Below are 14,523 nucleotides of genomic sequence, written 5' to 3' on the forward strand. Positions count from 1 at the left end.
CGTGGTGTGCTGTCTGGTTGAAACGCGACATTGGGAGGATTTAGACAAAAAAAATAGCGACAAAAGATCGCGGTGGTCGCTGTGTCTTTGAGGCAATCGGCAGATAATTTCGTGCAAGTGTTAGTGGACGCACTAAGGAACTGTCCCTAACTAACTTCCCGGTTTTCCCGTAGCTGGTCCCGCCAGGGTTCAGTTCACTGCTAGTATTCCGCGTCACCTCAATTTTCGGGTAGCGGAACTCGCCAAGAGTTTCGGCTACGAGGGGGACGCCGAAAGTCTACGCGACTTCCGCTACCTCCTAACCGAAGATTGAGCTGACATGGACTGCTAGCTGTACCCGACTGAACCCTGGCGGGCCCAGCTACGATAGATTTCGCCAAAGACGGAACTTGTTTCAGGACAGTTCCTAACGCGATGCCATCGCGGCGATCGGCGATGCGTTGCGATACCACTGCATCACGTCGTCGACCAGGATCTGGCCCACCATCCGCCGGCCAAGCGAAAAACGTACGGTGCCGGTTTGGCCACTACGCAGTTCGATGCCGCCAAGCAACTGATCAGCGGCTTGATCGGAACCGAACCTTGCTTCCGCGACGACACGCGGCTGAACCAACTTCCATTGTTCGTTGACATTCTTGGCCTGTGGATTCGAGTACACCGACAACGGACCACCCAACGCACTTGCCATCGCCGGATGCGCCAGATCTCGGGTCGCACGAGGCTTCAAATGATCAAAACAGATCTCGTCGATCACACGGCCTTGTCCGCCGATCCATACGTCCGCCGAAAACTGATCTCGCGTCCGCAGCGTCACCGCATCGTCTTGACCAATCATCGCGACCAACTTGATGCGATCCGGATCAGCGATAACGAACAATCGTTTGCCAGCCGTTACTAACGTTCCCAACTGATCCACCAAGTCAGACTGCATCACTGTTCCGCTAACTTGGCTTTGCACCAACAAGCCATCAATGCGGTTTTGTAATTCGCCGCGGCGTGTTTGCATGGCAAGTTCATTGGCTCGTTCGATTTCCAATTCCACCAACGCACGCTCTCGACGAAGCACTCGTTGTCGATGGCGCGATTGGCTGATCTCTGTCCCCAAACGTTGCAAGTCGATTTCCAATTCTTTGTTTTCCAATCGACAAAGCACGTCGCCCACATCGACCGCCTGACCCGGCACCACCGATATCTCACGCACGAATCCGCGGACACTCGCACGAATTTCCGTCGGTTGGTCCAACGTCACGACCATCGGTGCCATCACACGGCGCTGATAGGGAATGACCAGGACGCCAATCAACACAACCGACAATCCAAGGCAGATTCGTTTGAAGTACCAACGATTGATTCGCATGGGATCGTTCCAGTTTGAAAGAAAGCGAGCGAGCGGTTTTCCTGTCCAGAATCCGATCGCCACGATTGCCAACAGAATGCCCGCACCCCAGAACAAACCGGTCGCAGCCATGGCCAGCGAAACACAAATTAAAATCCGCCAAACGAATGCGGCGACCGCGTAAGCCGCAACTAACCCGACACGTCCTTCGGGCCAAGTCGGACGAGTCACGTTGGCACCAAACAAATACTTTTGCCGCACATACGACAACCAGCGAGTCGCATTGGTGGAAAGATTCGGCATCTCCAGATAGTCCGACAACATGTAATAGCCATCGAATCGCATCAGCGGATTTAGGTTAAACAAAACCGTCGTGAATGTTGCGGTGACAATCAAGTTACGAGCATGCATTTGGACCAGCGGGTCGGTCGAGTGCATCCAAACCCAAATGCCAACACTGGCAAGAACCGCTTCGACGATCATTCCAGCGGCGGCAACTAGAATTCGATGCCACTTGTTTGGGAATGCCCAGGAACTGCTGACTTCGACGTACGGCAGCGGCATGAACAAGACCATCATCACGCCGGCTTCCCCCACGCGACCGCCCAACCATCGACAAGCAACCGCGTGCCCAAGTTCGTGGACGCTTTTGACAATCAACCAAGTCGCGACCAACCACATCCAATTACCGCTGGCCAGCACATTTCGACTAGCCGCCCAAAACGAATTGAAATTCTCAACAACGGCCAAGCAAGTAATCGCAAACCACACCACACCGACAACCACGCCAATCAACATCAACCACTGATTCGCCAAACCGCGTTTCAGTAAACCTGCGATCGGGTTGACGAACCGCGAAGGATTCCCGAGCGGTATTTTTTGGAACATCGGATTAGCGGCACTGGCAATCTGCTGCTCGCGATCTTTTTGCTGCGACTGCGCGACCCGTGATCCCGACTGCGACGTCACCGTGTGGGCCAACCCCGATTCGACCAACCATCCGACCAGCGATATGGCATCGGATTCGTCCAGTGCATCGAGTCCATGCTTCGACGCCGTCGCGGACAAACATTCAGCGACCGTGGTTCGCCCATCAAGCAGCGACACAAACGTGTATTCAGCAACGCCCAACCGAGAGAATCGGCCCGAGGTGGGATCTTCAATCAGAAAACTAATCTGCCCCGAATCAATGTGCCTGGTAATTCGCAGATCGTCACGAATTTGCGGACACATCCCCATCACTTCGACCGTGATCGGGTCGGCTGCAAGCGAATCGTTTGGTGAAGGATGATTCATAATTGTCGGCCGTAAACTACCACGGCATCCGCATGCAAACTTGTTCCCAAGCACGATGCAAGAACACCCAACCGATTGAATGTTTGGCACCACGAATCTTGGCACTGCCCTTCATCCCGGGCCGAAGTCTTCCGTCGGCATTGGCAAGAACACATTCGGCGACGAAAACGTTTTGATCGTCGCGAACTTCGCTTTGCGGCCAAATTTTTTCGATAATGGCAACAAATGTTTCGTTACCAAAACCCGCAAACATCATTTCAACGTCGGTGCCTTCGCTGATATGAGAAACATCGTCACCGCGGACACTCAGTTCAATCCGAAGTTCATCCAACGGCGAGATTTCATACAGCACTTGTCCTTGATCGACCGGAAAATTCTGTCTTCGATCCATGCTGCCTGACAAAACGATTCCCGAGATCGGTGCCGTCAACGTCAGGTTCTCTTCTCGGTGACTTAGCAAATCGATTTGCGATTGCAGCCGTTGCATTTCCAATTCAGCTTGCATCGCATCGGTCGTTTTGTGCGCAGCCAAATGAGCGTCATGTTGCTTGGCGGCGCGTCGATGCTGGGCAACCAACCCGGCCAATTCCCAGCGGACTTCACGCCCGTCCATCGATGCGACCGTTTGATCCGCCGTGACCACATCACCGGGTTCCACCAATGTTGTTTGCAGCAAACCGTCGTGCGGTGCGACACAGAATTGACGCTCCACCGGTTCAATGACCGATGGCGCAGCGACTTGATAGTCGATGGGAATCCAGGCCGCCGCAAACGCCGCGACGCACGCGCCCAACACGACCGTTCGCTTCGCCGCCGAACATGATTGATACCAACGAACCAACTTCGTTAACCGCGTGCCTTCGGATCGTTCGCAACTCATTAAAACGTCGGCGATGGGCGAAGCCGATGCAGCGACAAAGTCCAACGACCTTGGTTGTAACGCCAACTGACCACGAGATCCAATCACCAGCAAGCTACCAACCGTGATTCCATGCTTGGTCACCAAAGGAACCGACACGACCTCGCGATCCCGACCCGCAAGTTGCTTGTGTGAAAGCATCGATGACGTGTCTTCTTTACTCGCGGCCGGATCACGATTGGAAAGCGGATAGACGCCCAACGATTCGCGCGTGATCGCTTCATCCAAACACGACTGATACAGCAGCACTTCTTCGGACTGGTTGTCCTGATTTGCGACACCGGAGATTGAAACAACGCTTTGCCGCGAACGATTGCCCTGCCATCCCAGAACCACTCGAACGGAATTCAAATGAGCATGCATTTGTGAGGTCAATTCATGACAGGCCGATGCAAACCGATCGCAGGCCGCCAAAGTCTGCAACAGTTCAACCAACCAGCCAGCGTTCTGAACCTGTCCCGTTGCATCAGCCAAACGCAGCCGCATCTGAATCAATGAATCGTTTGCCGCTTTGGTGTCATCGTGTGATTGAGCGGTTTGATGAGACGCGTGAACGCGCCGTCCGGCAACCGGATTTCCCGACACCGTCGTGAAGGTTGATGGTGTGCCCAGCACCGGTGGATTTACGGGATTTGCGTTTCTGGATGTCATCGTTTCAACCTTCCGTTTTCAAAGGCGGGGGCATTTGAAATTTGAGTGTGCGGGGAATCGAAACGGCACCGCAAGCCACTGCGTAGTTGTCGATCTTTGTTCTCGATCAAAACATCCATTCGGACTCGTCCGCTATCGGCCTGAGTCACGGCAGCGATGTATTCCACTTGTCCAGCGACCCTGCGTTCACCCGATGCACCCGTGCGTTCCATCATGACGTCGACCGATTCGCCCGCTCGGTACAAATCAGCGACTGCCGTAGAAACAAAAAATGTGCATCGCAATTGGTCCAGCACCACTACCGTTGCAACGTGTGGATCTGCGGTGGAAACATACTCGCCCGGTTCACGCAGCACATCGATGACTAAGCCGGATACCTGACCGCGAACACATCGTTGTTCGATGCGTCCATCAATTTCAACCAAACGCAGAGCAGCAAGTTTTTGTTTTTCGATCGCCGCATCTCGGTTCAGTTCGGCGATCTTTGCATCCGCTTCGCTACGTCTGGCTTCTTCCCGGCTGACTGCGCCTTTGCCGAGCAACTTCAAGACTTGTTCGTGACGATTGCGTTTGATTTCATATTCGATGTTCAGCGAATCGATTTGCGTGGTGCTTTCTGCTTCCAGTCTTGCGATTTCACGTGACGCTTCCAAAACTTTGGAATCCAACCGCATCACGATCGTATCGTTTCGAACGTGATCTCCACGTTTGACGCCAACTTCATCGATTCGCCCTGGTTCTGACGCAGACAAATGAATCGTTTGAACAGGTTCAGCAAACGCATCAAACGAATCGGCGTTTGCGTTGCCGCCGCTGATGATGGTGCCAGCAAAAATAGTGACGGCGAAAAACGTAACAGCAAGAGCCGTGGTCCTTGCCAAGTTGATGAAACGAACGTGCATGGTTCTACCCGGTTTTGGCGAGTGTGTTTTGAATGTTTTCGAGCCACGCGTCACGTGACACCATTTGGCGGCGTTGCTGAAAGCGTTGGTTGCCGAGGCTGTGTTGCAACCGACTGATCGCCCTGTCCAAGGCTTGGTCGTGAACGCCAGCCCGCGATTGAATTGACGAGAGACGCTCGGCCAATTTGGGATCGTGATCCTGGATCAGCTTGTCGTCGGGGCAGGCTAGAAATTGAACCGAACCTGGATCGCCTTGTCGGGCGGCGCGGCCGGCCAGTTGGCGGTCCACTCGAGACGAATCTTGGTGTTCGGTGGCGATCACGTGCAGTCCGCCAGCATGTGTTGCTTGTTCGCCGACGGCAATGTCTGTCCCGCGACCCGCCATGTTGGTCGCGATCGTAATGCAACCGGGGTCGCCAGCTCGCGCGATGATATCAGCCTCGGCTTCGTCCTGAACTCCGTTCAAGACACGAATGTCCGAATCGGAAAAATGGTTCGCGACCGCGACACTTTCCAAGATCGATCGTGTTCCGATCAATACTGGCTGTCCGTTCGATTGACGCGTTCGGGCATCGGTGGTGATGTATCGCAGTTTGTCTTCGTGGTTGGCGAAGTACTTTGACGGCACCGTCGTTCGCTGGCATGGGCGGTGAGTTGGAATCACGCTGACGTCCAAACTGTAGAACTCGCGAAAGTCTTCCGAGCTATCGCCCACCGTTCCGGTCAATCCGCAAAGCCGGTCGTAATACTGGCAATAACGCTGACGCGTGATCCGGGCTTCGGTCAGGGTGTCGGCCGACGGTGTTAAACCACAGGCAATCTCGACCGCCTGGTGCAGTCCGCCTTGCCACCGGCGTTCTTCGTGAATCCGTCCCGTATTGGCATCGACGATCATCACTTCGCCGGCTTGAACGACGTAGTCAACATCACGAACCAATCCGATGCGAGCTTTCAATGCGTTTTGAACAAGAACCGTCCAACTGCGTGACAGTTTTCGTTTGGGCAGTGATTCAAACGCTTTTCGTGCGAGCGTTTTGCCATGCTCGGTCACCACGATCACTCCGCCTGATTCGATTTTGTAGCCCTCGCCTTCAATCAACGAATCTGCAAACCGATCCGCGATCGCGTAGAGCTCTGGATCGGTTTGCGGACCTGGTTCGCGGCCACCCAACACCAACGGAGTGTTGGCTTCATCGATTAGAACGCTGTCGGCTTCGTCGATGATGCCGAAGGCGCAGGGCCGTTGAACCGTTTGCGTTGTGGTGAACCGTTGGCCGCGAAGTTGTTCAGTAAAACGTTCGCCCAGATGCCGTGCATCACTTTTGCGACGCTGGATTTGGTCTCGCAAATAGTCGAAACCAAACTCATAACCAGGTCCGTAAGTAACGTCGCAACGATAGGCGTCTCGTTTGGCATCATTCTCATGGTCGGTGTCCAGATGAGCGGTGGTTAGTCCGAGTAGGCGGAATGCGGGGCGAGTGGTTTCGTAATCACGCCGCGAAAGGTAGTCGTTGGTGGTTGCAACATGCACGCCGCGACCATGAAGAGCAAACAAGAACGCCGGGATCGCAGTGATCAGCGTTTTGCCTTCCCCGGTCTGCACTTCGGCGATCGTCCCCTGGGCCAGTTTGTAACCGGCCAACAATTGGACATCGTAGTACGTCATGCCCGTCACCCGTCGGACCGCCTCGCTGATCAATGCAATTGCATCGATGATGGCGGCGTGTTTCACGACTGAGGAATCAAAACTGAATCCATCCGATTGCAGTGCATTCGTTTCGCCGACCAGAGCGTTGGTGGTCAGCTTCGACAGCGACACCATACGTTCACGCACGTCCTGCACGAGAGTTTTCTCCCGTGAGGCGAGCGAAGATGACGAAAAGAAATGGTTGAACAAAAGACGGAATGCACCGGCGGAAACGAATGACACAGTTCTTCCGATGTCATCGACACTGCGGGTAGCCAGCGGTGATCGCGCCCCCACCAATCGTTAAACTCCCCGCAGCCCGAACCGATGCAAAGTGCATCCGGTTCCCCAAATCCCGTCACTCCCAGATTGTGTGTCTAATCTTCACTAGAAGGCATGGTTTGCTGGCCGATGCAGGCACGAGGTGGCGAAGATTTAGACAAAAAAATTAAAGACAAAAAAGGTGCGTTCGTGATCGCCGTAGCTTTTTGCGGTTCTTAAAGTAGGCCGTAGCGAGCCTCAAGCGAGTTACGGCAGTGCGCAAAGTGCCGTAACTCGCTAGAAGCTCGCTACGGCCTACAAGCAACCAATTTTTTTGTCTTTAATTTTTTTGTCTAACTTTCACCATAAGGCGTCATGTGCTGGCCGGTGCAGGTAGGAGGTGGGAAGGATTTAGACAAAAAAATTAAAGACAAAAAAAGGTGCGTTCGTGATCGCCGTAGCTGTTTGCGGTTCTTAACCGTAGGCCGTAGCGAGCCTCAAGCGAGTTACGGCAGTGCGCAAATTGCCGTAACTCGCTAGAAGCTCGCTACGGCCTACAAGCAACCAATTTTTTTGTCTTTAATTTTTTTGTCTAACTTTCACCAGAAGGCGTCGTGTGCTGGCCGGTGCAGGTAGGAGGTGGGAAGGATTTAGACAAAAAAATTAGAGACAAAAAAATGGTGTGTTCGTGATTGGCGTAGTTGTTTGTGGTTTTTAAAGTAGGCCGTAGCGAGCTTCTAGCGAGTTACGGCGGTGCGCAAAATGCCGTAACTCGCTTGAGGCTCGCTACGGCCTACGATGTCCAACCTCCACTCGAAGGCGGCGTTTAATTACGGCCACGACATGAGGGTCTTGTTGGACTCATTGGTTAGGTGTAGTCCTCGAATACTGGCTTGTCCTTTGCCGTCGCTGACGTCGAGCCTTAGTTTGTTTAATTGCTGCGTCGTCGGAATCTTGATGACGTGTTCTTGCCAATTTCCATCGCGAGTGACGGGGATTGGGATTTGTGTGCCTTTATTTAGCGGAATTTTTGCATCGGTCGTGAAGTAGACTTCGCCGTCGCCGATCGCTGAACTGTTGAGTCCGAATCGCAGGACATAGGGTCCGGCGGGCAAGTGAGCCGGTAAACGATCCATTGCGATTCCGGGATCATCGCCGTTGAAAGTGAGTTGAAGCTGATTGTTTTGCACTTCGATCTTTGTGTTCTTGCGAGCACGCAACGAGGGAACTGGTTTTGATTTTGATGGATCGCGTTTGGGCGGTCGCGCGTCTCGAGCGGCGGTGGTCGCACTGCCTCGAATCCCGGCGACGGGATCGAGTGCAAAATTGGTCCATTCTGGGTGACGATGCGGGGCTGCGTTGGTGGCAACCGGGCTGATCGTTTTTCCCTTGGCATGCAAGACGTCGGCTGCCATCTTGGTCCACGTGTCGATCATCGATTGCAAACGCTCGGGTTCGCTGGCGGCCAAGTTGTTCAATTCACTGCGATCGTTTTTTAGGTCATAGAGTTCCCAAGGACCGCTGCGGAAGCTGACCAATTTCCAATCATCGATTCGCAATCCACGGTCGGTCGAAAACAGAAAATGCAATGGTTGCTGACGATCGAATGATTCGCCATCAAAGATCGGCCGCAGCGATTGACCGCTGACCGGACGCAATTCACGATTGGCAAAGTCGGATGGAATTGGCGAATCGGTAATGTCGGCCAGCGTTGGCATCACGTCGATCAGGTGGACTGGTTGCCGGTTAACTTCGCCGGGCTTAATTTTCAAACCGGCCGGCCAGTGCAAAATTGCCGGAGTGGAAATGCCGCCTTCGAATTGGTTTTGTTTGTAATAGCGAAACGGACTGTTGCGAGCCCACGCCCAACCGGTCGAATCGCCCCAAATGATTGATCCGTTGGTAGGCTTCTTGTCGATTTGATGACTCCATCGATCATACGGACACGCTCCGTTGTCGGAAACGAACAGAATCATCGTGTTGTCCAACTGATCGGTGTCCTTCAAGTGCTGAACCAGTCGGCCGATTTCTTGATCGAGTCGGTCGATCATCGCCGCCAACGTGGTCATGCGTTTGGATTCAAATCGTTGACGTTTCTTGCTAAGGGTGTCCCACGCCGGAATGTGTTCGGGTCGCGGCGAAGGTTTCAAATCGCTGGCCAAAAGCCCGAGTTTTTTCTGTTTGTTCAGGCGAGCATGGCGGACTGTATCCCAACCCGCGTCGTATCGGCCTTCGTACTTTTCATAATCACTGGGCAACGCTTGCAGCGGTTCATGCGGCGCATTGAAAGCGACATAGAGGTACCAGGGTTTCTGTGACTCGCCAGCATCTTTCAAAAACTGCAGCCCGAAATCAACCTTCGCCACGGTGGTGTAGAAACCTTGTTTGGGAACCGGCCAGGGTTCGCCATCGAGTCGAAAGGTGTCGTTGCCGTGGAAGTAGTTTGATGCGCCGCTGAGGTGTCCAAAGTATCGGTTAAATCCAAAGTCCGTCGGTTGTTTGTCCAGGTGCCACTTACCGGACATCGCTGTGTAGTAACCGCTATCGCGAAGGACTTCGGCACTGGTCACGGCATGCGCCAGGCTGACGTCGCCCGCCGCTAGGCAATACTGTCCCGTCAAAAGACTGACGCGAGAAGAGTGACATTTGGCGGTGTTGTAAAACTGAGAGAAACGTAATCCGCCGCCTGCCAATGCGTCCAAGTTCGGCGTTTCGATTTCGCCGCCGTAGCAACCGACATCAGAAAACCCCAAGTCGTCCGCCATGATGACCAGCACGTTGGGACGATCGGCAGCGAAAAGTATCGCTGGCGTCGTTATCGTTGCTAGTGCTAACAACAGGCGAAGAAAAGATTGCGGCATGATGGGTCTCGAGCGATTGGAAACTGTTTTGCATCACCGTAGCTGATCCCGCCAGGATTCAGTCGAACAGGATTCAGCTATGATTGCATCAGTATAGCGGCAACGATTCGTTGTCGCTGGTGAGCAAGATGGAATAGACTAACTCGACTATGAACAACGACAGCGAAAACGACAGCGTTTACAACCCTTACCAACCTACGGAATTCGTTGGGACCACTGAACCGATCACCATCGGCGGAATCACGTTCCCTGGCAACATGCGACGCGGTATGGTTGGGCACGTTCAGATTCTGGGTGTGTTGATGATTGTGCATGGGATCATCGATCTGTTGGCGGCGGTTTTCATGATGGCATACGCTTGGATGATGCCGGGCTTGATGCGTCAAATCGGTGCGGGCAACGGAGCAAAACCAATGCCGCCGCAAGCGGAGTGGGGCATGCTGTTGGTGATGGGCGGGATCGGTGTCGTGTTCTTGATCGCCGGCGTCAGTAATCTGTTGGGCGGCATTTGGGCGATCCAGTTTCGGCGTCGCCCGGGCGTCGTGGTCGGTTTGGTAGCGGGTTTTGCGATGCTGCTGAGTTGCTACTGCTTTCCGACGTCGTTGGCGTTGATGATTTACGGTATGTTCGTGATGTTTAGCCAGCCGGTGATCTACGCATTTTCGCTTCGCCAGCAGGGACACGATGTTAAAGAAATACAGCAAAGCTTTTTGGAGTTAAGGCAATATGTCGGATGAAAGACCTGAACCGTTAGGCGACGTTCCCGCGAGCGAGATACAGATGCCGCCTGCGAATTATGCCAGCACCGCTGGTACGCAATCGTCCGCGGTGCTTCGGCCATTGGGCGTTACCGTGATCATGGTGCTGTGCTTGATCTCTGGCATTGGCGGTTTGTTCAGCGGTTGTTTTGCGGCGGGTGGAATCGTGTTCGGTGAGACCATTTCATCGATGGCCGCGACTGTCCAGGATGAAACTCAAAGAAAGATGCAAGCTCGGCTGCAAGAAACAGCTCGCGAGATGATGATTCCCAACATCATTATGACCATCGCCGGTGCGGCGGTGTCAGCTTGTTTCCTGGCGTGCGGACTTGGATTGTTGAAGGGCAAACCGTGGACGCTGAAATTGCTAAGTCGAACTCTGTTGGCCGCGATTGTTTTCGAGCTTCTTCGCGGCGTTACGGTTGGTTGGATGCAGATGAAGAACGGCCCGATCATGCAAGAGGCCTACCGAGACATGGCAAAGAACAGCAAAGGCCCCGACATGTCTGGAATGATGGAGGCCTTCATGTGGATCGGCATCGCCGCATGGACGATGTGGGCGGTGGTCAAAATCGGCCTGATGATTTGGGGCCGAGTTTACGTGGCTGGCGACACCGCGAAGAACTACATCGCCGAAGTAAACAAAACGTAGGCGGCAGCCAAACGTAGGCCGGAACAAGCGAAGCGAAGTTCCGGCAGATTCTGCGTGACTGTAATGCCGGAACTGCGCCGCTGTCGCGTCTTGTTGCCGGCCTACGGGATCTACAAAATCACTTCTTGGCTAGGCGATCAACGTTGTCCACGAATGGGTTCAGTTGAACTTCGCCCTTGGTGACAACTTGGTTATCGCTGGGACGTTCGGCGCGAGTGTGGATGCACGGATTGCTCATCATCGGTGACGACGTCGGTGGTGCCATGAACCCGCTGCTTAAACGGCTGCGGTATCCGGGACCGGCACCGACAACTGGCGGAGCAGCGAAGGGGCTGATCCCGTAAGGTCGTGAATGGCGAGCTCCGTAATAAACCGGTGGGTTGGTCGCAAAGTAAGGCGGCGTTCGGATCGCTGAACCGAATTGGGCACCGAAAGGCTGGTAGAATCCGAACGGTTGGAAACCGAAGTTGCCGAAACCCTGGGCCTGGGCTTTGCCCGAATCGGACGACAAGCAAGCCGCGAAAACCAACGTCAACGAGGCCAAAAACATCGGGAAACGCTTAAAACGGGACATGAGTAGCTCTGGGGTTCAAGACGAATATCAGGTTGTGTGGAAAGTCAAATGCCCGCCGCGTGCTTTCGACCCTTTTCACGCTAGTTGCTCTCTGCGACCCTTTCAACTGCTGGTTTCGTAAGAATCCCACCAAACCTAACGCCACCAAACATCAGCCCCCCAAACATCAGCCCCCAGTTCGCCGCGTGAAAATAGCCTGCCTGATCCACTCGCTAGACGGAGGCGGGGCCGAACGAGTCATGGCGGGCCTGGCGTCTCGCTTTGCCAATCGCGGTCACGACGTCACGTTGATCACGCTGGGAAACGGGCACGGTGATCGACACGAACTAAGCCCCAATGTGTCGCGAATCGATCTAGATCTAATGCGGGGAAGCACCGGTTGGATGTCCGCGTTAAAGAACGTATCGAAACGAGTCCAGGCGATCCGCCAGGCCACGCAATCGGTATCGCCACACGTGCTGCTGTCGTTCTGCGACCGTACCAACGTCTTGGCAGGGTTATCCGCCGACTCAAAAATTCCGGTCGTGTTGAGCGAACGCAGTGACCCGAATTTCCAGACGCTTCCCTTTGCATGGCGATTGCTTCGACGATACTCCTACCGACGTTCGGGCGCGATCGTTGTGCAAACCGATTCAGCCGCAAGCTTCTTTGACGGTTACCAAGTCCCCTGTCACGTCATTCCATCAGCCGTCGATCCACCGCCAATCACGATTACTGCGGAAACGATTTCAGAAAGCAGGCAAGTGATTGCAATCGGTCGTTTCGCACCTGAAAAAGGTTTTGAGCGTTTGCTGGATGCCTTTGCGATCATCAACCGCAACCATCCACAGTGGAAACTTTGCATCCTGGGTGACGGTCCCCAGCGTGGATCGATGCAGGAACAAATCAAGCGATTGAAAATCAGCGGAGCCGTTTCGATGCCCGGCTGGGTCAATCCCGTGTGGTCGCAGCTCGCCGAGTCGGCGGTGTTTGTTTTGCCCAGTCACTACGAAGGCTTCCCGTCGGCGTTGTTGGAAGCGATGGCAGTCGGCGTGCCGTCGATTGCCTTACAAAATCAAGCTGGCTCGCGAGCGATCATTGATTCGGGCGTCAATGGAATTTTGGCGGACGATAACGCAGCGTCAATCGCCAAGGCTATCGATCATTTGATCCAGGATCCGGGACTTCGCAGCCAATTCAGTCAGGCTGGCCAGCAGGTCGTCAACACATTTAGTTGGGAATCGATGGTCGGCCAATACGAAACCGTGTTGCGGTCGGTTGTGAATTCGCCAGATGCGTTAGAATAAAACAACAGTCGCCTTTCGCTCCGCTAAAGTACGTCAGAGCACGCTTTCGCGCAGCGAAAGGCGACTATCACCAAGCTGTTCCGTCATCAACCTTATGGATCTTTCTAACATCGTGTATCGCTGCCAACGTATCGTCGTCGTCTTTCTACTGAGTTCTGTTTTTCTAACCAGTTCTTCGTCAGCACAAGGGCTGTCCGTCGATCTAACCACCAACACTGGTGCAACTCAGACCGGTACGCTCGCCGCGGTGACCGAAACCGGAATCGAAATCGATCAATCTGGGGAAGCGGTTTCGATCGACAACACCGAATTGATGTCGATGGAATTCAAGTCAGTCGAGAAACGTTCGTCTCCTTCGACAAGAGTGCTGTTGGTCAACGGTTCACAATTGGTCGTCGATGAAGTGCAAATCGATCGCAACCAGATCACCATCGAGCCTCGCCGGCAAGCCAGTTTGCAATTGCCGCTCAGTCAGGTCAAAGCGATCCGCTTCCGACGACCTTCCGCCGTTACCGACCCGGTGTGGTTGGGCATGTTGGAAACGCCTTCGCGCGGCGACCGAATGGTGATTCGTCGCAGCAATGATCGTTTGGATCCGACCGATGGAATCATCAACGGGATTGCGGATTCTAAGGTTGATTTTGACTTGGACGGCGACGCGATCTCCGCGCCCATCGATCGTTTGGAAGGCCTGATCTTTGGTGGGACTGACCCGACTCAAGGCTCATCCGGCGTCGTCATTTCCGATGCTTACGGATCCACTTGGGCGGCCGACGCATTGTTGCCAGTCCGTTTGGATCAACCGGCGGCCGATCAAGGGATGCGTTTCCAATTGCCTGGCAATGTGTTTCATACCATTCCGATTGACCTCGTTCGCAGCGTTCGCTGGTCCAGCGGTCTGGTAATGCTGGCCGAAGCCAAACCGGCCGAATTGAATGTTCAAACCGAGTTTGCAATCGACTGGAAGGATGACGCGTCAAAGAAATGGTTTGGCCCGCTGGCGGTAAAGGCGAACAAAGCATCTGCCGCGCAGCCCAACCAGGACCTGATGCTCTGCGGCGGCAGCGAAGTTGAATACCGAGTCGAAGAAGGGTTCCGTTTGTTGAGCGGTTCCGTGCGGCGAGCTAGCGAAATCAAAAACGCCAGCAGCGTGACGGTGCGAATCAAATTGGATGACAAATTGGTCTGGGAAAATGATTTACCCAACGCCGACTCGCTAGGTTTTGAATTAGAACTCGGTGAAGCTCGTCGAATCAAAATCGAAATCGACTCGGGTGACGATGGCGACCTAGGCGCGATGGTACGAATGGTCCGGCCAAGGTTTGTGAAGTAGTTTTTCA

General features: G+C 54.0%; 10 protein-coding genes. 4 read left to right on the forward strand and 6 right to left on the reverse strand.

Going from position 1 to position 14,523, the window contains the following annotated elements; all coding sequences use genetic code 11:
• Positions 1-406: 406 nt before the first annotated feature.
• The 5 genes from RC85_RS06425 to RC85_RS06445 form a co-directional block, all read right to left on the reverse strand.
• Positions 407-2,632 carry an HlyD family efflux transporter periplasmic adaptor subunit gene (locus tag RC85_RS06425; protein WP_068260109.1) on the reverse strand — a complete coding sequence of 742 codons (2,226 nt, stop codon included), beginning with the start codon at positions 2,630-2,632 and terminating at the stop codon, positions 407-409.
• A 16-nt stretch (positions 2,633-2,648) separates the two neighbouring features.
• On the reverse strand, positions 2,649-4,202 hold the full coding sequence (locus tag RC85_RS06430) for an efflux RND transporter periplasmic adaptor subunit (RefSeq protein WP_068260112.1): 1,554 nt from the start codon (positions 4,200-4,202) through the stop codon (positions 2,649-2,651).
• Positions 4,199-5,104 carry an efflux RND transporter periplasmic adaptor subunit gene (locus RC85_RS06435; protein WP_068260115.1) on the reverse strand — a complete coding sequence of 302 codons (906 nt, stop codon included), beginning with the start codon at positions 5,102-5,104 and terminating at the stop codon, positions 4,199-4,201. The genes RC85_RS06430 and RC85_RS06435 overlap by 4 nt, the downstream gene beginning before the upstream one ends.
• A 4-nt stretch (positions 5,105-5,108) precedes the next feature.
• Positions 5,109-7,088: a preprotein translocase subunit SecA gene (locus RC85_RS06440; RefSeq protein ID WP_338060569.1), complete on the reverse strand. Its 1,980-nt coding sequence runs from the start codon at positions 7,086-7,088 to the stop codon at positions 5,109-5,111.
• A 794-nt stretch (positions 7,089-7,882) separates the two neighbouring features.
• Positions 7,883-9,913 (reverse strand): arylsulfatase, encoded by a 2,031-nt coding sequence (locus RC85_RS06445; RefSeq protein ID WP_084422401.1) that lies wholly within the window; start codon positions 9,911-9,913, stop codon positions 7,883-7,885.
• A gap of 149 nt (positions 9,914-10,062) precedes the next feature.
• Here RC85_RS06445 and RC85_RS06450 point away from each other — a divergent pair, with 149 nt between their 5' ends.
• Positions 10,063-10,650 (forward strand): hypothetical protein, encoded by a 588-nt coding sequence (locus RC85_RS06450; protein ID WP_068260120.1) that lies wholly within the window; start codon positions 10,063-10,065, stop codon positions 10,648-10,650.
• Positions 10,640-11,323: a hypothetical protein gene (locus tag RC85_RS06455; protein ID WP_068260123.1), complete on the forward strand. Its 684-nt coding sequence runs from the start codon at positions 10,640-10,642 to the stop codon at positions 11,321-11,323. The genes RC85_RS06450 and RC85_RS06455 overlap by 11 nt, the downstream gene beginning before the upstream one ends.
• Before the next feature lie 118 nt (positions 11,324-11,441).
• Here RC85_RS06455 and RC85_RS06460 read toward each other — a convergent pair whose 3' ends face one another.
• The gene (locus RC85_RS06460) at positions 11,442-11,897 is read right to left on the reverse strand and encodes a hypothetical protein (protein ID WP_235033150.1); all 456 of its coding nucleotides are present in this window, start codon (positions 11,895-11,897) and stop codon (positions 11,442-11,444) included.
• A gap of 185 nt (positions 11,898-12,082) precedes the next feature.
• Here RC85_RS06460 and RC85_RS06465 point away from each other — a divergent pair, with 185 nt between their 5' ends.
• Both RC85_RS06465 and RC85_RS06470 read left to right on the forward strand, forming a co-directional pair.
• Positions 12,083-13,183: a glycosyltransferase gene (locus RC85_RS06465; protein WP_149752538.1), complete on the forward strand. Its 1,101-nt coding sequence runs from the start codon at positions 12,083-12,085 to the stop codon at positions 13,181-13,183.
• Between the two features lie 94 nt (positions 13,184-13,277).
• Complete coding sequence (locus RC85_RS06470) at positions 13,278-14,516, forward strand: hypothetical protein (protein ID WP_068260127.1); 1,239 nt, start codon at positions 13,278-13,280, stop codon at positions 14,514-14,516.
• Positions 14,517-14,523 lie beyond the last annotated feature (7 nt).

It is taken from the genome of Rubripirellula obstinata (assembly GCF_001642955.1).
In the GTDB taxonomy this organism is placed as follows: domain Bacteria; phylum Planctomycetota; class Planctomycetia; order Pirellulales; family Pirellulaceae; genus Rubripirellula; species Rubripirellula obstinata.

Coding starts and splice junctions, on each gene's coding strand:
- RC85_RS06430 (WP_068260112.1), bottom strand. CDS start 4,202: ATGACATCCAGAAACGCAAATCCCGTAAATCCACCGGTGCTGGGCACA.
- RC85_RS06460 (WP_235033150.1), bottom strand. CDS start 11,897: ATGTCCCGTTTTAAGCGTTTCCCGATGTTTTTGGCCTCGTTGACGTTG.
- RC85_RS06425 (WP_068260109.1), bottom strand. CDS start 2,632: ATGAATCATCCTTCACCAAACGATTCGCTTGCAGCCGACCCGATCACG.
- RC85_RS06470 (WP_068260127.1), top strand. CDS start 13,278: ATGGATCTTTCTAACATCGTGTATCGCTGCCAACGTATCGTCGTCGTC.
- RC85_RS06450 (WP_068260120.1), top strand. CDS start 10,063: ATGAACAACGACAGCGAAAACGACAGCGTTTACAACCCTTACCAACCT.
- RC85_RS06445 (WP_084422401.1), bottom strand. CDS start 9,913: ATGCCGCAATCTTTTCTTCGCCTGTTGTTAGCACTAGCAACGATAACG.
- RC85_RS06435 (WP_068260115.1), bottom strand. CDS start 5,104: ATGCACGTTCGTTTCATCAACTTGGCAAGGACCACGGCTCTTGCTGTT.
- RC85_RS06455 (WP_068260123.1), top strand. CDS start 10,640: ATGTCGGATGAAAGACCTGAACCGTTAGGCGACGTTCCCGCGAGCGAG.